Genomic DNA, 18,675 nt, shown 5'->3' with positions numbered 1-18,675 from the left:
ACAGGATGCAATCACGTTTCGGGAGGCGTCTCCGTACCTGATCCGGACCTTGCCGGCCGAGGGACCAAGCACCTGGAATGCCATCGGTCTGATCCTTAATCCTGGACTGGCTCGACCTGCGCATAGGTTTTGCGGGCGGCAGCGGCCGTTATCTTCCTAGCGCACAAGCTGAAGGGGGGCCCTGCCGCAATGGCACTATTTACCGGCAAGACTGCACTGATCACTGGCGGAATCCCCGGTATCGGGTTGGCCGCGGCAGAGCGCTTTGCCGCTGAAGGTGCGCAGGTCGCCGTCACTAAGCGCCGCGGCGGGGAGTTGAGCCTGCCCAATCGCCTTTTGGCCAAGTTCCCATTCTCCTTCCTGGCGGCTGCTTTGCTGGCGGTATCCGCACCCGCCCAGGCACAGGAACTGCCCTATCCGGCCGAATTTCGCACCGAGGAAATCGAAGCGAATGGCGTGACGATCCATGTGCGCATTGGCGGCAGCGGACCTGCGATTGTCCTGATCCACGGCTTTGGCGAAAGTGGAGATATGTGGTCTCCGCTAGCTGCAAGCTTGACCCGAAATCATACCGTCGTCGTGCCTGATCTTCGTGGCATGGGTCGGTCATCGAAGCCGGCGGGTGGTTTCTCCAAGATGAACCAGGCTACGGACATCGCGGAGTTGATGGACGCGCTGAAGATCGTGCAATCCGATGTTGTGGCGCATGATATTGGCAACATGGTCGCTTTTGCCTTTGCGGAAAAATATTCGAACCGGGTAACCAAGCTGATCGTGATTGATGCGCCGATCCCCGGGATTGGCCCCTGGGACGAGATCGCAAAGAGCCCGGCGACCTGGCATTTCCGTTTTGGCGGCCCGGACATGGAGCGGCTCGTAAAGGGGCGTGAGCGCATCTATCTCGATCGCTTCTGGAACGAATTTTCGGGGGACCCAGGGCGCTTCACGGAGCGATCGCGAAGCCGATATGCCGCGCTTTATGCGCTCCCCGGTGCAATGCACTCTGTGTTCGAACAATATCGTGCCTTTGACCAGGATGCGGACGACAATCGGGCGTGGCTGGCCGCGCACGGAAAACTGGCAATCCCCGTGCTGGCGTTGGGCGCTGAAGAGGGTCTCGGCATGCAGATGGCGGACATCATGCGCGCCGCTGCTGCCGACGTGACCGCCGGGTTGGTCCCGAACTCCGGTCACTGGATCATGCAGGAAAATCCTGCTGCGACCGTTCGACTTGTCCACGCCTTCATCGACGGTCCCTGAGCAGCCCTCATGGAAAGGTGTTTCCAAAGCGCTGCTATTCGCTGCTGCGCGACGCCTCTGTGAAGGCCCGTTACCCCATCACGACGGGTGAGCTGGACAGAACCAAGGCGTCTGGCGCGCTTGCAACCGACAGCATCGGCCCCGCCCTCAGGTTGATGGTCTCGTGCTCCGCGCGTCAACTATCAGTCACGCCGACCCGGCCGCGATAAACCATCTCCCAACCGCGCCAGCCATTGTAGAGAAGCAGCAACGTCACGACCACAGACAGGATCATCCCCATCGGAACGACAAAGCCGTCTCCCTGTCCGAGCCGTTGCCCGAGGTTGAACACTTCGAGCAGCACCACGATCACGTTGCCGATCATATGATGCCAAGCGGCGCTGAGCGCACGAATTCGTCGATCGCCGAGGAAGTCGGTAAGCCCGGCCAACGCCGCGAGCGCGGCCATGATGAGGCCCGCGATCAACAGCCAACGTCCCGCGGTGGTCCAGAAGGGATCGCCCGTCTGACTGTAGGCGATGTCTACCGCGAGCGTTCCGACAAAAAAGGCAATAGGAAATGGGATCAGCATCGGGTGGATCGGGTGACCGGCAATCTTGGCGGTCGAACGAGGGTTGGAAGCGTCCATGACATGCCTCCTCTGACTTTCCGGCCCCGCCATAAACCATCGCGATCTCGAGAGGGTTCCGGGCGCAGATGGACCGCCCTCAAACCCAGCGCGCCGAACTCAAAGAAGTCGCCGCAACCCGAGACCATGCGCTAACGCTTCGACGTCGTAACCCGGCGACTCCGACGGAGAGCAGAACGATTGCAAGCAGCGCAAGTCCAGCCGTGACAGTCGTTGTGACGGCGTCCCAGTCAGACGGTGAACGGCTTTCTGTGATTACAAAGATGGCTGACCCGATCACGGTCATTGCACCCGCAAATACCCCATGAGCTGCGCCCTTGGCGCCGTCCGCGCCGAAAGCTCTGCCACATCTCCGATCGGGACAATCTGGTCGTCGTCGCCATGGACGATATCGGGCGCTGATGCGCTGGCGGGAATGAGATTTGCGGAGCTTGACGCCTCGGACGGCGTTGCCGCCCGACCGCCGCTCTATGGCCGTCCGCGGCGGACCACCGAGCCCCGCGCCGCAGGTCTCGGCCTGCGGTGACGATCGGCTGGCGGAAGCGGCGAGCCCGCTGAACCTGTCCGGCAGTCTTGCTGTCCGTGCCGTTTGTGCGGCGCGAGAAAGTAGCCATTATCGGTCGGCAAACGACTGCAAACGGCGACAAGCGGTCCTTTGCAGCGGGTGTCGTCAACCATAGGTCGGTCGGCCTCAACGCCGTGGCGCACCGATCCTTTACGCAATGGGGCTGGGCGCCGCGACTAGAATGAGATGCTGTCGAGCAAGGTGTGCCTCGGACCCGCGGAAGCCTCCCAGCACGCAGTTCGAACACCGATTCCGGCTAGCCAATGGAGCTTGTCAGGCCGATCCCGCGTTGATCGTGCTGAGCGCCTGTATCGGCATGGCGGTAATTGCACCACCCAATCAAACAGCGGACGCGAGCCACCACGCGTTCCGCTGCCGGATTATGCTGGCGTTTTCGACACGATCGCCTCTGGCGGTCCCAGGGCTGCGGGCGACGCGCACGCATCCTCGATGCGGACGCCTCAGCGTTTCTGCGCGAACGCCAGGTGCTTGCTGAAGAAGGGAATCACCTGTTCCTGAAAGCGCGCGGCGACGTCGCTTGTGTGATCGCCGGGATAGATCTCGAAGCTGTTGGCGATGCCATAGCGATCGAGCGCTTCGTGCAGCTTCCGGGAATCGTCCTTGAGCCCGTCGCGGTCGCCGACATCGATGGCGATCGCGCGGTAACGGCGGAGATTGCCGACATATTGGTCGACGAACGCGAGCGGCGCGTTCGCCGCCCATTTCGCCAGTATCTCGGGCCGGACCACCCCGTCCTTCATCGGCAGGTCCAGGTATAGCGGGGGTTTTTGGGGATTGGGCGACCAGGCCGCCGCGGTGGCGAGCTGCGCGCGCTCGCCCCAGCCGAGCTTGCTGGCCTCTTCCAGCGACTGCACCTTGGCGAGCTTCGCCCCGGTGGCTGCGTCGAACTGGGCGGGGTCGCGCGGCGAGAGGCAGCAAGGGCTCATCATGTAGATCGCCCCGAACATGTCGGGGTGCTTCATTCCGATGCGCGCTGTGCCGTACCCGCCCATCGAATGGCCGGCCAGTCCACGGCTCTCACGCCTGGCCAGCGTGCGGTAATGTCGGTCGATATACTGCACCAGGTCGTGCGATATGAACGTCTCGAAATCGCCGGTGGTCGCCGAGCTCGAATACATCGATCCGTTATGCGCCGTCTTGCTGTCGGGAAGCACGACGATCATTTCCTTCGCGCCCTTGGCGAAGGCGCCCTCGATCGTCTGGGGGACGTGGATCTCCTTGACCCATTGCTCGGCACCGATCGAGTAGCCGTGCAGGGCGTAGAGCACCGGATAGCGCTTTTTCGGGTTGCTGGCGTAACCGGGAGGCAGCACCACCAGCACGTCGCGATCGGCGGACTCGCCCTCCAGATTGCCCAGAATGGCGGGAGAGTGGACCTTGATACGCNGGGTTGCTGGCGTAACCGGGAGGCAGCACCACCAGCACGTCGCGATCGGCGGACTCGCCCTCCAGATTGCCCAGAATGGCGGGAGAGTGGACCTTGATACGCTCGACGCTGGCCGAAGGCGCACCCGGCACGGGCGCCGGAACGCGAGTCGTCACCTGTGCCGAGGCCGGGCAGGCCGCGATCAACGCCAGCGCCACGCCCAGCAGATAAGCACGCCTCTTCGCCATATTGTTCATCCTCTCCTGTGACGGATCGCCCGTTGTCGATCCTTACGAACATTCCCGCATCTTCTGCTGCAAGCCCAGCACTCCGACAAATTGCCGAAACAGGGCTGGTGCAATGTTAACGCTACCGTTACGCGTAGCGGCAACAGAAAATAACACAATGGAGGGATGGATGAGGCCGGCAGCGAAAGCGGCGACGCTCGCATTGATTCTCGCAGGAGGTGCGCCACTGGGCGCACAGGAGATCCGTGTCACTATCGATGGCGCGAAACGTGCCGCACCGGTCACGCGCTACGCTTATGGCATGTTCATCGAGCCGATCGGCGGGCTGGTGGCGCGCACCTTGTGGGCGGAGATGCTCGACGACCGCAAATTCTATTATCCGGTCGTTTCCGAGGCGAAGGACGTTCCGCCGCCGCCCAATGCCGAGGGCCGCCCCGGAGTCGCCTATCGCAAATGGCGCCCGATCGGGGGCGACGATGCCGTGAAGATGGACACGCAGGATCCGTTCGTCGGTCCGCACAGCCCCAGCGTCGCGGTCGGCGAAACGCCGCGCGGGCTGGCGCAATCCGGCATCGGCGTCGCGAAGGGAAACCGCCACGACGGATCGCTGTGGCTGTCGGGCGATGCGGCGGCCAAGGTGCAGGTCGCGCTGATCTGGGGCGACGGCGAAGGGGACCGGCAGGTCGTGACTTTGCCCGCCGCCGGGCCCGCCTGGCAGCGCGCAGACTTCGCTTTCACGCCGGGCGCCGACACCACGGACGCGCGGCTCGAGATCACGGGAACCGGCAGCGGCCGCTTCCGGATCGCCGCCGTTTCGCTCATGCCTTCGGACAATATCGACGGCTGGCGCGCCGACACGACTGCCATTGCGAAGTCGCTGAACTCGGGCTTCTGGCGGCTGCCGGGCGGGAATTTCCTCTCCGACTGGGATTGGCACGGCGCGCTCGGTCCGCGCGATCGCCGCGCGCCGATGTTCGATCATGCGTGGAGCGCCATGCAGCCGAACGACATCGGCATGGACGAATGGATGCGGCTCACCCGGATCCTGGATGTCGAACCCTATGTCACCGTCAATGCCGGCCTGGGCGATGCCAATTCGGCCGCTGAGGAAGTGGAATATCTCAACGGCCCGGCGACCAGCGACTGGGGTGCGAAGCGCGCGGCCAACGGTCATCCCGAACCCTATGGCGTCCGGCTCTGGAATATTGGCAACGAGCCCTATGGATGGTGGCAGATCGGCAAGACGAGCCTCGAATATTATCTGATCAAGCATCGCGAGTTCGCCGAGCGGATGCGGAAGGTAGACCCGTCGATCACGCTCATCGCCTCGGGTGCGATGCCCGATCAGCTCCATCCGCGCGATTTCAAGGAAAATGCCTCGCTCGAGAGCATCCAGCACAAATTCGGAACCGAGGAGGACTGGACCGGCGGCTTCTTCGCGCATGCGATGGGCAGTTTCGATGGCATCAGCGAGCATTGGTATGACCGCCCGGAAGAGCGCCCGAATGCTCCCGCGGATGCCGAGCTGATCGAATATGCGCGCTCGCCTTCGAACCACGTCCGGATGAAGGCCGAGGAATGGAAGATCTACCAGCAGCGCTTCCCGGCGATCCGGGATCGCAAGATATTCCTGTCGATTGACGAGTACGCCTATTTCGGCAAGCCGACGCTCAAGAATGCGCTCGCTTATGCGATGGTGATGCAGGAAATGCTGCGCCACACCGATTTCCTGACGATGAGCGCCTTCACGACCGGTGCCTCGACAATGGACATCACGCCGACCGCCGCGACGCTCAACACCACGGGCGCGATATTCAAATTGTACGGCGAACGATTCGGCGCGGGCACGATCCCGCTGGCAGTCGAGGGCAACGTCCCTCAACCCGACCCACGTTATCCCGTGGGCTTCGCGCATCCACAGGTGAAGGCGGGAAGCGCGACCTGGCCGCTCGATGTGATCGCCGGGCTGAGCCCCAACGGCAAGCGGCTGCGTATCGCGGTGGTGAACGCTACCTACAAGCCACAGCGCCTGACGGTCGAACCGCGCGGTCTCAAGCCGGGCGGCGCGGGCACCCGGTGGCTGCTCACCGGCAAATCACTCGACGCCGAGAACAAGGTCGGCAAGCCGGCCGGCGTGACGATCAGCGAGAGGCGCGTGCCGGCGCTCGGCCGTTCACTCACCGTCGATCCGATATCGGTGACGATCTTCGAATATCCCGTCGGACAATGACCGACCCTGCGCGGCGGCGCTCAACCGCCGCGCAGGACCTGCATCACCATCGCGCGTATCCGCCCGTAATTGCTGCGCAGCGGCCCCAATATGCCGTGCCGTTCCTCGGGCAGATGCGCGAGCGGATGGCCGTCGGGACGAAAGACATAATGGTCGAAGAAGGCGCGCCAGGCCGCACGCTCGGCGGCTGGGCGCTCGGCGATGGCGATCATCGCCAGCATCATCGTAGCATAAGGCGCATCGGGGCCGGCGCTGAACCCGTCCCACCAGTAATTGATCAGGACGTTCACCGGGCTGGTCGCTTCGATCTGGTGCCACCAGAGCTTCGGGATGTAGAGCGCGTCGCCGGGTTCCAGCTCCGCGTGCAGCGCCCGCGGGCGTGCCGCTTCGAACTTGGGATAGCGTGAATCGCCGTCGGGGGATCCGGCTGCCAGGCTGACCGGCTGGCCGGCCATATTATGGTCGATCGGCCCGACATAGAGGTCGGCTATGGCGTCGGGCGGATAGAGCGTGAAGCGCCGCCGTCCGGCTCCGACGAGCGCCAGATTGTCATAGGTATCGTAGTGGCACGCGACCTGCGATGCGTTGCCGATCCAGATGCGTGGTCGAATGGCGCGTGGCAGGAAGGCTGCGCGATTCTCGTCTGCGAAGCCCGGCAAATGGGCGTCCGTCGGCAGCGAGCCCATATAGACCGAGGGCAGCTCCGGCTGATCCGCCGCAGCTGCGATGCGCCGCAGGGTTTCCGGCAGCGACAGCGTTTCGCGCGCAAAGTTGAAGCCGTCCGGGCCGGTGCCATAATGATAACGTCCGGCGATCGCGGGAGGGCCGATGAATGCCTGGCCAGTCTGGCCGGAATCGAAGCGCTGCAAATAGGCGAACAGCGCATCACGCGACTCCTGCGCTGCCGCGACGACGGGCCAGTCTTGTCCGAGCCCGCGAAGGATGACCGGCGCGCAGGCATCGGCTACTTCCCGTTGAAAGCTTTCGGGAGCGAATCCCTGGTCGGCGGAAATCTCGCGCACCCGGACTATCCTGGCGTGGCCGCCAGGCGTCGATTGCGCCGGTGGGCGAGGGCCGGAATCTGCTTGAGCGAATCGGCCATGCAATAAGCGAGCTGCAGATAGCCCAGTCGGAACAGCTCCAGCACGGCTGCGTCGTCGAGCTCGTGCAGGCTGTCGAGGCTGACCGTATAGAGCCCCTGAAGCGCCAGCGTCTCACCGTCATCGAAACGCAGCGTGATATCGACCGGGTCGATGAGGCGATGCGCGAGCAGCGTCTGGATGAACCTGTCGGTTTCCTCCACGCCGGTCTTCAATTGGCGGAGCACCTGCTGGATTTTCCGCAGCCGCGCGCCGGGTTCGCCATTGTCGGCGAAGAGCGCCTCTCCGTCGGGCGCATCGAACCTCGCATGGTGCGGGTCGATCGCGATGCTGTCGCCGGAGATGAAGAAGCCCTGACGCTCGAGGTCGAGCGGATGATAAGGCCGCGTCTCCCCGACCGGATCCCGCAACAGATTCTCGCCCGGTTTGAATCCGTACATGGCCCCGGCATAGAATTGTCCGGTGTCCGGGTTCTTGGTGAGCAGGATCGGACAGCAAGTGGCGGCCGAGGCGAATTCCGAGACGACCACCTGCACGAAGTGCGGCGCGGTTTCCTGCCCGCGCGCGATGCGGAGATCGCGATGCGCCTCGGTATCCAGCAATTCGAGCTCTCTCGGCATTCCCCCTCCTGAAGCTGGCCGCGCCGGGCATCAATTATTCGATGCCGAAAGCCGCGCGAGGTCAACGCTCTGTCGCATTGTTATACGCCGACAAATTATTGTTGATAGCGCTAACGTAGTTGGTTATTGTCCGGGCAGATTCGCAGAGATGGATCGGGAGGATGGCCGTTATCGGCTCGCGGGTGTCCGCGACGCTGCGGGTGCTTGCCTATCGAATAATAAAGCGGGTTTTCAACCGCTTCGCGCGAGTCCGCGCCGGTGATCCGGCGTGCAATCGGTCTATACCTTAAGGAGGGGGTATCGGCATGAAGGGCATTATTACACAGACAAATGCGTCGGGGACGCGCTCGACGGTCAAATTGGCGCTTTTTTGTGCTTCAAGTTTGGTAGCGCTAACATTCACGCTGCCGGCTCTCGCATCTTCGGTAACGGTGTCGAGAGACGAGCGGGCCGCACCTGACCCTACAGGCCGCGACGCCCCGACGAGGACCGCCCAGAACGAAACGCCCGATGCGCAGTCGACCGTGACCCAGGCCGAGCAGGACGAAATCGTCGTCACCGGCATCCGCGGCTCGCTCCAGCGCAACCTCGATGCGAAGCGCGAGGCGTCGGGAGTCGTCGACGTCATTTCGTCCGAGGACATCGGCAAGTTCCCTGATTCGAACGTCGCCGCCTCGCTGCAGCGTCTTCCCGGTGTCTCGATCCAGCGCGACGGCGTGCGGGGCGAGGCGAACGGCGTTACGATCCGCGGCTTCGGTGGCGATTTCAACGAGACTCTCGTCGACGGTCGGCGTCTCGCCACCGCCACGGGCGGACGGTCGATCGATTTCAGCACCGTCGGATCCGACTTCATCGGCGCACTCACCGTGTACAAGACCCCGGACGTGACGGTCGCGGCCAACTCGATCGGCGCGACCATCGACATCGCCTATCCCAAGCCGCTCGACCATCCCGGGTTCCGCCTTGCGGCGTCGGCTTCGGGGTCGATCCAGAATTATTCGAAGCGCATCGTGCCTTCGGGCGGCTTGCTGATCAGCGACAGCTTCGCGGACGATAGCTTCGGAATCCTTGCCAGCGTGATCTATACGCGGCACGACACCCGCACGAACAATGTCTTCGTCCACGGATTCCCGGGCGGGAAATATGCGCCGTGCCAGCTCGCCGGCAGCACCGCTGCGACGTGCAACCCGACCTCCGACACGACCGCGCCGGCGTCGCAGCAGCAGACGATCGTCGGCTTCTTCGAGCAGCAATATGGTGCGCAGCAATCCTATACGAAGGATGAGCGCATCGACGGGCGGATCGCCATTCAATGGCAGCCGTCGGACGATCTGCTGCTGACGGTCGACAACAATTATTCCGATCAGCGCATCAACACGGACACGTTCGGCTTCGGTATCTGGTTCAACCAGGGATCGCTGCGCAACGTGAAGCTCGACGACAATGGGGTGCCGCTCGATTTCACGCAGGCGGGATCGCAGACCGACTTTACCGCCGGCACCGACAGCAACTGGCGGCGCACCAACCAGACCGGGCTCAACGTCAAGTGGGACGCGACCCAGAATCTGGAAATCGAGGCTGACGGCAGCCTCTCGCGCAGTTGGTTGAACCCTGACGGACGCGTCAACGGGAAGGGCGCCGATGTCGGCTACGGGTTCGGGATCGGCCCGGCGCTGGGTATCGCGATCACCGGAGACAGCGACGAAGTGATCCCGTCGCTCCACAGCTATGGCGTCAACGGCGATCCGAACCGCTGGGCCGACATGTCGGCCATCGGATCGCACGTCACCGTCAACATCGCGAACAAGAATACCGATACGATCAAGCAGGGCCGGCTGCGGGCCAAATGGACGCAGGACGATCTGACGCTGTCGATCGGCGGATCCTATGTGGACGATACGTTCAAGTTCCGCAGCGCCAACACCTTCGCGAACAACTTCTGGCAGGCCTATTCGGGCTATGGCCCGGCATCGGGAACGACGGGCGGCGTCGCCATCCCGGCGAACCTGTACAGGGGCACCATCAGTACCGATGGCTTCATTCCCGGCTTCAGCGGCACGCTCCCACCGACGCTGATCAATTTCTCGGCGGTTGCGTATCAGGATTTCCTGACCGGTCTCGGCAACCCGCAGGCGACGACGATCCCTGGGTATAATTATGGCTGTTGCGGCACTGCCTTCACCGGCACGTTCGACGTCGCCAATGATGTCGGCAGCTATCGCAACATCAACGAAAAGACCTGGTCGCTCTTCCTGTCGGCCAAGTACAAGACCGAAATCGCCGGCATGCCGTTCCACTTCAATGCCGGCGTGCGCCAGGAATCGACCAAGCTCGCTTCCACCGGCGTCGGCCGGCTGCCGACTTCGATCACGCCGAGCACCACCGACCCGACATTGCTCACCGTGAACTTCGGCCCGTCTCAGGAAGTGACGACGCGGAACAGCTACAGCTATTTGCTGCCCGCGGTGGACATGAAGCTCGAGCTCACGCCCAAGCTGGTGCTGCGTTTCGACGCCTCGCGCACGCTGACGCGGCCGACGCTCAATCTGCTGACGCCCGTGCTCAATATCGGCTCGGGCCAACGTGTCGGAGCGCTCACCGCCGATGGCGGCAACCCCCTGTTGCAGCCTTATCTTGCCGACAATTTCGATGTCGCGGCGGAATGGTATTATCAGCGCAATTCCTATGCGTCGGTGAATTTCTTCCTGAAGAACGTCTCGAACTTCATCGTCCAGGGCACGCAGCGCCAGACGATCAACGGAGTCGTCGATCCCTCGACCGGGCAGGCGGCGCAGTTCAGCGTCTCGCAGCGCGTGAACGGGCCGGACGCGACGGTTCGGGGTGTCGAGCTGGCACTGCAGCACACGTTCGGGGATTCGGGCTTCGGCTTCATCGCCAACGGCACGTTCGTGGAAACGAACAAGCCCTATGACCGCAGCGACATCAGCCAGAGCGGGTTCGCGGTGACCGGACTCGCGAACTCGGCGAATTTCGTCGGCTTCTTCGACAAATACGGGTTCGAGTTCCGCGCGGCGCTCAACTGGCGCGACGAATATCTGCTGCAATTCGGCCAGGTGCAGAACACCGGCGCATTCGGGGCCGAACCGACGTTCGTCAATGCCAGCACCCAGGTCGACCTCAGCGCCAGCTACCAGATCACCGAGAACATCAATGTCTTCGGTGAGGCGCTGAACATCACCAACGAGACGATGAGCACGCACGGCCGGTACAACAACCAGCTGCTCGACGTTTATGGTTACGGACGGCGGTTTACTGCGGGTCTGCGCATCAAGCTCTGACCCTTTCCCTACTTCGGGGGTGTCTTTGACACCCCCGGCATTGTCGCTGAAGATTGCGCGCATGCGTCCGATCAAGAATATCGTCATTGTCGGCGGCGGGACCGCCGGGTGGCTGACCGCCGGGATCGTCGCGGCGAAGCACCGTGGCCGGATGGCGGCCGGCTTCACGGTTACGCTGATCGAATCCCCCACTACGCCGATCATCGGCGTGGGCGAGGGTACCTGGCCGACGCTACGGACGACGCTTCCCAAGATCGGCGTTTCCGAAACCGATTTCTTCCGTGAGTGCGACGCGGCGTTCAAGCAGGGCGCCAGCTTCGCGCGCTGGACGACAGGCGCGCTCGACGACGCGTATTATCATCCGCTGATGCTGCCGCAGAGCTTTCACCAGCTCAACCTCGTGCCGCATTGGCTGGCCGGCCCAGTCAAGGGCAGTTTCTGCGACGCCGTCACGCCGCAGGGGCGTATTTGCGATGCGGGGCTTGCGCCCAAGACGATCGCCACGCCCGAATATGATGCCGTCGCCAATTACGCCTATCACCTCGACGCCGGAAAGTTCGCGCCCTTCCTGCAGCGCCATTGTTGCGAGAAGCTGGGCGTGCGGCATGTCCTGGCGGATGTCCGGCGCGTTCACCTGACCGAAGACGGCGACATCAGAAGCGTCGAGACCGAACAAGCCGGCGAGATCGAAGGCGATCTCTTCGTCGACTGCACGGGCTTCCGCGCGCTGTTGCTCGGCGACGCGTTGGGGGTGCCGTTCAAGGACTGCGGCGATGTTCTGTTCTGCGACACCGCGCTCGCGGTCCAGGTGCCGTATGCGCGAGAGGACAGCCCGATCGCATCGCACACCACCTCCACGGCCCAGTCTGCCGGCTGGATCTGGGATATCGGCCTGCCGACCCGCCGGGGCACCGGCCACGTCTTTTCGAGCCATCATATTTCCGACGACGAGGCCGAACGAGAGCTGCGGGCCTATCTAGGAGAGGCTGGAAAGGACCTCCCGGTCCGCAAGATCAGGATACGCTCCGGCCATCGCGAAACGTTCTGGAAGGGCAATTGCGTCGCGGTGGGGCTTGCCGCGGGATTCCTCGAGCCGCTCGAATCCTCGGCAATCGTGCTCATCGAATTGTCGGCGAAGCTCATCGCCGAGCAGATGCCGGTGTGCCGCGAAGTCATGGATGTCGTTGCTTCGCGCTTCAATGCGACGACGCACTATCGCTGGGGCCGGATCGTGGATTTCCTCAAGCTCCATTATGTCCTCACCCGCCGCACCGACAGCGACTTCTGGCGGGATAATGTGCGGCCCGAGAGCATACCGGACCGCCTGCAGGAGCTGATGCTCCTGTGGAAATACCAGCCCCCCTGGTTCCACGACGAGTTCGACCGGGTCGAGGAAGTCTTCCCCCCGGCCAGCTATCAATATGTACTCTACGGAATGGGCTTCCGCACCGAGATCGAGCCCTCGGCGCTTGCCGGGGAAGCGCGGCTCGCCGAGCGCGCGATGCGTGAGAACGTCACGCACACCGAGCGACTGCGCGTCGGACTGCCGAGGCACCGCGACCTGATCTACAAGGTCCACGAACATGGCTTCCAACCGGTCTGACCGCCTGAAACAAGATGGGCGCTGCAGAAGTGGTTTCCGACCATAGGCGCGACGTTGCGGCTATCGCATCCATCCGCCTGAAGCATACTTGAATTGACTTGATGAAACGCCAAAATCCTTCGTGCGAAGTGGCGTGATGGGTCATTCGCTCTTGCCCCGGTACAGCTTTCCCGAAACCCTCGTTCGCCCGGCAGGCACGTCGGCAGCAAGGCGCCCAATAGCGGCCGCCTGGCTCCGACTCACGAAGCCCGCTGAGCAGGCGCCGGTGAGACAAGGCTCGCCGCGCAGCAGACCGGCAAGCTTGGCATAGCCGTTGATTGCTGGCCGAAATCGTCTAGTTCGTGCGTGGTTCGAGGCAGTTGAAGAGGGGTCTTGGTGACACGAAGCGCGCGGCCGCGAAGCGCCACGATCAAGGACGTTGCAGCTAGAGTCGGCATGTCTCCAATGACGGTCTCGCGCGTGATCAATGGGCAGGCCGGCGTCGGGCCGGAGACACGCGCGGCCGTGGAAGCCGCCATACGGGCACTCGACTACACGCCCAACATCGCTGCTCGAAATCTGGTTACCGCGGCAGAGCCGAAAATCGGCGTAATATACTCCAACCCAAGCGCCGCGTTCATGAGCGACTTCCTGATCGGCGTATTCGAGGAGGCATCCGCGCGCGGATTTCGCCTCGTGCTTCTAAAGGGCGAGGGCGGGCGCCCTCCGGCCCAGGGGCGCTTGGCCGACCTTGCCGCTTCGGGCGTGGGCGGTTTCATCGTTACACCACCCTTGGGGGAGTCGCCGGCCTTGCTGCGATTGCTTCGCGAAACGGGACTTCCGATCGCTGCTGTGGGCGCGCATGCCGTCGAAGACGCGATTTGTGTGCGCATAGATGACCGCCGCGCGGCCTACGAGATGACACAATATCTGATCGGGCTGGGACATCGACAGCTGGGCTTCGTCGCCGGCAATCCGGATCAGGCGGCAAGCGTAGAGAGGCTCGCTGGCTTCTACGCTGCCGTTCGGGAAGCAGGCGATGTCCGTGCTTTAGTTGCGCAGGGCGATTTCAGCTTTGCGTCGGGTCTCGCTGCGACCGAGCAATTGTTGGATGGCCCCGTGCTGCCCTCGGCGATTTTCGCGAGTAATGACGATATGGCGGCCGCTGCCGTCTCGGTCGCACACCGGCGTCAGATCGACGTCCCGCGCGAACTGACCGTGGTCGGATTTGATGATACCCCTGGGGCTGTCATGCTTTGGCCACCTCTCACCACGGTTCATCAGCCTGTGCGGCAGCTTGCATCCGAGGCTCTTCGGCTATTGGTCGCCGAGATCGCCAACGCGACTCGCCCGAGCACCGGTCGCCCCGATCATGTCCTGGAGCATGCGATTGTGAAGCGGCAATCGGCCTCCCATGCGCAGCCACCGTGCCAGGAGCGGGCCCTCACGCAGAGCTAATGGGCGCGGGCCCGTGCGCGAGGTTCCGCCTGTCACGCAGCATTCCGTCTGCATTGGCGATGCAAAGTCTCGAGCGGCGAGATCTAAGCCTCATCGGCTTGTAGAACGCGCGGCATCCTGTGTCGGCGTCTCTAGCCCCAATCTGCCTGCAATTTTTCACGATTACGATAACGTTATCGTGGCACTATCGTCCAAAATATAACGACATATACCATTATATGGACATGTAATGCCGTTATAAGGGCTCACCGGGAGCAATTTGACGAGATGGGTCGCGAGATTTGTCCGAGCATTGACTCGTCGCGAGGCGGAACCTACGATTCAATGTTAACGCTACCGTCGCCGCCATTCGGCGTCGCGGGTGCGGCGCGGCCCGAAGAGGCTGCGGACAGGTGAGGAGGAGGGGTGATGTCTCGAGGCAGGTATCCGCAGCTCGAAGTCGCAATCGCGAACGGCCGGAAAGGGGCGAGGCTGCACGCCCTGCTTTCGGTCAGTATCATCGCGTCGATGGCGCTCTTTGCCGTTCCGGTCATGGCGCAGGAAAATACGGCGAGCCAGACCTCGGCACCGCAACCGGCTGGAGCCGCGCAGGCCGCGGGAAGCGAGACGGAAGCGGAGGCGTCGAGAGAAGCCGAAATCATCGTCACCGGCTCACGCATTCAGGCGACCGGCTTTGCGGCGCCAACCCCGACCACGATCGTCGGCGAAGAGCAAATTCAGAATAACGCGCAACCCAACATATTCGCGACCATCACCCAATTGCCCTCGCTGCAAGGATCGAGCGGTTCGACGACGAATACGTTCAGTACCTCGAGCGGGCAGCAAGGCCTCAGTTCCTTCTCGCTTCGGGGCCTCGGCACGATCCGGACGCTGACGCTGATCGACGGCCAGCGCGTCGTTGGCGCCTATTACACAGGAGTCGCTGACGTCAGTCTGTTCCCGCAATTGCTCATCCGCAGGGTGGACGTGGTGAACGGCGGCGCATCCGCATCCTATGGATCGGACGCCGTCGGCGGTGTGGTCAACTTCATCACCGATACCCGCTTCACTGGAATCAAGGGCAATATCCAGGGTGGTGTCACCACCTATGGCGATGACGAGCAGGGCCTGATCCAGCTCGCCGCAGGGAAGAACTTCTTCGATGGGCGGCTGCACGTCGTGGCGAGCGGCGAGTTCGCCAAGGAAGCGGGCGTCGGGCCGGGCGATTTCGGAGTCGATCTCGCTGGCGATCGCGACTGGTTCACCCAGACCACGATGATCAACCGGAACGTCACCAATGACGGATCGCCGCAATATGTGATGCGCGACTTCGCGCAGCCCTACAACTTCACGAAGTACGGTTTGATTAGCGCCGGTCCTCTCCAGGGCATCGCGTTCGACCGGAATGGCCGGCCCTTTCAGTTCAATTATGGATCGAACGGGACGCCCGCGCGCAACGCTGCAGGGAACGTCATCGGCTGCTTTCCTGGCTTCTGCGTGGGCGGCGACCTTTCGGGCAACACCGATACCGGACGCACCTTGCAATCGGGCATTCAGCGCCTGACCGGCTATGGCCGCATCGGCTACGACTTTGCCGAAGATAACGAGATCTACTTCACCTACAACGTCGGCCAGGTGAAGACCCACAATCAGCCCGTCAACGGCCAGAACCGTACGGGTCTGACGATCCAGTGCGCGAACCCGTTCGTGCCCGTGTCGGTCCAGACGCAGTGCGCGACTGCGGGCGTGACCAGCTTCACGTTCGGCACGGCCAACGCGCTGCTGCCGAACACGAAGGTGCGCACCGATCGCCGCCAATACCGGTTCGTCGGTGGTCTTAAAGGCAAGTTCGGCATCGCGGGCACCGACTGGAGCTACGACGCCTATTACGAGCGTGGCGTCAACCACACGGCGGTCGATGTCGAAGACATCATGCTCACGCCGCGCTATAACCAGGCAATCAACGCAGTCCTGCTGAACGGCGCGATCGTCTGTGCCGACGCTGTCGCGAGGGCCAATGGCTGCCAGCCGATCAACATCCTCGGCGGCGCCGAGCCGTCCGCCGCGGCGCGTGCCTATATCATGCCCGAGAATGGACCGTTCCAGCGGTTGCGCATCACCCAGGATGTGGCGAGCCTGAACTTCTCGGGTTCGCTGTTCGACTGGGGCGCGGGACCGGTGTCGATCGCGCTCGGCGCCGAATATCGCAAGGAATTCTACGAGGTCTATGCGGACCCCTATGGAGCCGGCGTCGCTCCGATCAGCCCGAACACCGCCGATTATCCGGTCGATCCGCTGCTCTCGACCACAGGCAACAACTGGTATGCGGGCAATTACAAGAATGGCAATGGCGCATATAGCGTCAAGGAAGCGTTCCTCGAGCTAAACGTTCCGCTGTTCAACAGTGACACCTTCGGGCGGGCAAACATCAATCCGGCCGCCCGTATTACCGAATACAGCACATCGGGAACCATCTGGGCCTGGAAGGTCGGCGGCACCTGGGACACGCCGCTCGACGGCCTGCGCATACGCGGCGTCACCTCGCGCGACGTGCGTGCACCGAACCTGTCCGAGCTGTTCGCGGCGCCGGTTACGACCACGCTGCCCAACTTCCTGGACCCGGCGCGCAACGTGAACGTCGTCGCGATCCAGAGCGTGGTCGGCAATCCCAATCTCACGCCCGAAATTGGCCGCAACACCACGATCGGGGCGGTCTACGCGAACCCCTCCTGGCTTCCGGGGTTCAGCGTTTCGGTCGACTATTACAAGATCAAGATCACCGACGTCGTCTCCAGCCTTGGCGCGGCGCAGATCGTCGACCTTTGCTTTCGCAACATTCTCCCCGAAACGTGCAGCGCCTATAATCTCAACAACCCCAACGGCCCCAATTTCATCAACGTGCAGTCGTTCAATCTCGCGTCGATCAAGACCAGCGGGTTCGATATCGAGGCAAGCTATCAATGGCGGCAGCCGCTGGGCTTGCCGGGCAGCTTCACCTTGCGGGCGCTCGCCACCCATATCCGTGAGTACATCACCGAGGCAGGTCTTCCGGGCACTGCGCCGACGGACTCGGCAGGCGTGAACACCGGTGCCACGCCGCACTGGAAATTGCTGGCGATGCAGACCTACACGAACGACCGGCTCAGCCTGACGCTGCAGCAACGCTGGTTCACCGACGGCAACTACGGCAACCAATATGTCGTTTGCACGCCTGGCAATTGTCCGACGTCGACAGCGATTGCACCGACGATCGACAGGAACTTCATGCCCGGCGCCTTCTATCTCGACATCGGCGGAACCTACAACGTCACTGACCAGATCACTGGCTATTTCAAGGTCGACAATGTCTTCGACCATGATCCGGCCAAGTCGCCGTTTAATGCGAATCCGGCATTGTATGACATTGTCGGCCGCATCTACCGCGCCGGAGTGCGGTTCAAATTCTGACCTCGCCTGATGGCGGTCCGCCAGACCTCCCCTCACAGGCGTGCCTTGGCCGGCTACCCGAAAGGGTGGCCGGCCGATTTTTCGCGGATCAATCGGGGAGGGGATGATGCACCGGCCGGGGGGTAGCTCAAACGCAGATTGAGAAAGTCTGACTAATGGCAATGGTAGCGTTACTTGACCTCGCGCGTCGCTAGATCGCAACCGGAAGAAATTGCCGGGGCAGGTTGATGCAGAAATTTTGATTTCTGCATCGTCTCCTATCAGGCCGGGAGACCAAAGTTACGCGGCCGTCGCCACGCCGATGCAAAAATCAGCATAGCCAATATGGCCAAGCGAACGTTGTGAAGAATGCCCCACCGGAGCAACATTTGCCTGCTCTCCACGCCCGTCTCGGAGGGTGGTAAGCCACGAGCGGAAGTCGCCTCCTGGGAACGGAGGTCGCCTGAGGCACGCTTGCCCGCCCATTGCCTACGATCCGCGAGACATACTCTCTTGCGCGACTCCGTTCCTGCGCGAACTGTGTCCTCCCACCAAGGCTATGATTCGAACGCCATGGCGAATTCCAGATCGCGAGAATCAGCAAGATTCTCTATTTCGCGGAAGGCTTTCAAGCGATTCGGCCAAACGACGGCATCGGTTCGCATCCGACGTAATCATCCGGGAATATCCGGCGAAATCCGAGGAGCTATTCCGGCCAGGTTCCGGCCAGATCGCTAGATTTCATCTCAACATCAGCGGCTAAGCATTGAAATCGCTGGTGACCCCTACGAGAATCGAACTCGTGTTTTCGCCGTGAGAGGGCGACGTCCTAACCGCTAGACGAAGGGGCCATGTGCTGCGGAAGGCGCGCAATTACGGGGCGCTTGCCGGTC

10 protein-coding genes and 1 tRNA gene are annotated in these 18,675 nt (G+C 62.6%); 6 read left to right on the top strand and 5 right to left on the bottom strand.

The annotated features are described in order from the left end of the window. Window positions 1-189 precede the first annotated feature (189 nt). Window positions 190-1,260 carry an alpha/beta fold hydrolase gene (locus ASE13_RS07810; RefSeq protein WP_156404779.1) on the top strand — a complete coding sequence of 357 codons (1,071 nt, stop codon included), beginning with the start codon at window positions 190-192 and terminating at the stop codon, window positions 1,258-1,260. Window positions 1,261-1,435: 175 nt separating this feature from the next. Here ASE13_RS07810 and ASE13_RS07805 read toward each other — a convergent pair whose 3' ends face one another. Together ASE13_RS07805 and ASE13_RS07800 are read right to left on the bottom strand one after the other, a co-directional pair. After that, window positions 1,436-1,888, bottom strand: coding sequence for a DUF2231 domain-containing protein (locus ASE13_RS07805; protein WP_056613259.1), 453 nt, complete (start codon window positions 1,886-1,888; stop codon window positions 1,436-1,438). A gap of 1,026 nt (window positions 1,889-2,914) precedes the next feature. Then, on the bottom strand, window positions 2,915-3,787 hold the full coding sequence (locus ASE13_RS07800) for an alpha/beta hydrolase (RefSeq protein WP_321164345.1): 873 nt from the start codon (window positions 3,785-3,787) through the stop codon (window positions 2,915-2,917). Between the two features lie 470 nt (window positions 3,788-4,257). On the opposite strand from ASE13_RS07800, the gene ASE13_RS07795 reads away from it, so the two are divergent. Beyond that, window positions 4,258-6,318 carry an alpha-L-arabinofuranosidase C-terminal domain-containing protein gene (locus ASE13_RS07795; protein WP_056614911.1) on the top strand — a complete coding sequence of 687 codons (2,061 nt, stop codon included), beginning with the start codon at window positions 4,258-4,260 and terminating at the stop codon, window positions 6,316-6,318. A gap of 20 nt (window positions 6,319-6,338) precedes the next feature. On the opposite strand, the gene ASE13_RS07790 is transcribed toward ASE13_RS07795, so the two are convergent. After that, window positions 6,339-7,331 (bottom strand): cupin-like domain-containing protein, encoded by a 993-nt coding sequence (locus ASE13_RS07790; protein WP_056614909.1) that lies wholly within the window; start codon window positions 7,329-7,331, stop codon window positions 6,339-6,341. A 14-nt stretch (window positions 7,332-7,345) separates the two neighbouring features. Further along, window positions 7,346-8,038, bottom strand: a complete 693-nt coding sequence (locus ASE13_RS07785) for a SapC family protein (protein ID WP_056613257.1) — start codon at window positions 8,036-8,038, stop codon at window positions 7,346-7,348. Window positions 8,039-8,343: 305 nt separating this feature from the next. Between ASE13_RS07785 and ASE13_RS07780 the strand changes: the two genes are divergently transcribed. From ASE13_RS07780 to ASE13_RS07765, 4 genes are all read left to right on the top strand, one after another. Next, window positions 8,344-11,337, top strand: coding sequence for a TonB-dependent receptor (locus ASE13_RS07780; RefSeq protein WP_056613255.1), 2,994 nt, complete (start codon window positions 8,344-8,346; stop codon window positions 11,335-11,337). 61 nt (window positions 11,338-11,398) lie between these two features. After that, window positions 11,399-12,940: a tryptophan halogenase family protein gene (locus ASE13_RS07775; RefSeq protein WP_056614908.1), complete on the top strand. Its 1,542-nt coding sequence runs from the start codon at window positions 11,399-11,401 to the stop codon at window positions 12,938-12,940. Window positions 12,941-13,315: 375 nt separating this feature from the next. Beyond that, the gene (locus ASE13_RS07770) at window positions 13,316-14,377 is read left to right on the top strand and encodes a LacI family DNA-binding transcriptional regulator (RefSeq protein ID WP_056614906.1); all 1,062 of its coding nucleotides are present in this window, start codon (window positions 13,316-13,318) and stop codon (window positions 14,375-14,377) included. Between the two features lie 507 nt (window positions 14,378-14,884). Then, on the top strand, window positions 14,885-17,803 hold the full coding sequence (locus ASE13_RS07765) for a TonB-dependent receptor plug domain-containing protein (protein WP_056613253.1): 2,919 nt from the start codon (window positions 14,885-14,887) through the stop codon (window positions 17,801-17,803). A 755-nt stretch (window positions 17,804-18,558) separates the two neighbouring features. On the opposite strand, the gene ASE13_RS07760 is transcribed toward ASE13_RS07765, so the two are convergent. Continuing rightward, window positions 18,559-18,633 (bottom strand) — tRNA-Glu (locus ASE13_RS07760). Between the last annotated feature and the right edge of the window lie 42 nt (window positions 18,634-18,675).

Source organism: Sphingomonas sp. Root241 (genome assembly GCF_001428865.1).
Taxonomy (GTDB): Bacteria; Pseudomonadota; Alphaproteobacteria; order Sphingomonadales; family Sphingomonadaceae; genus Sphingomonas.
This window is presented reverse-complemented; position numbering and strand designations above follow the sequence as displayed.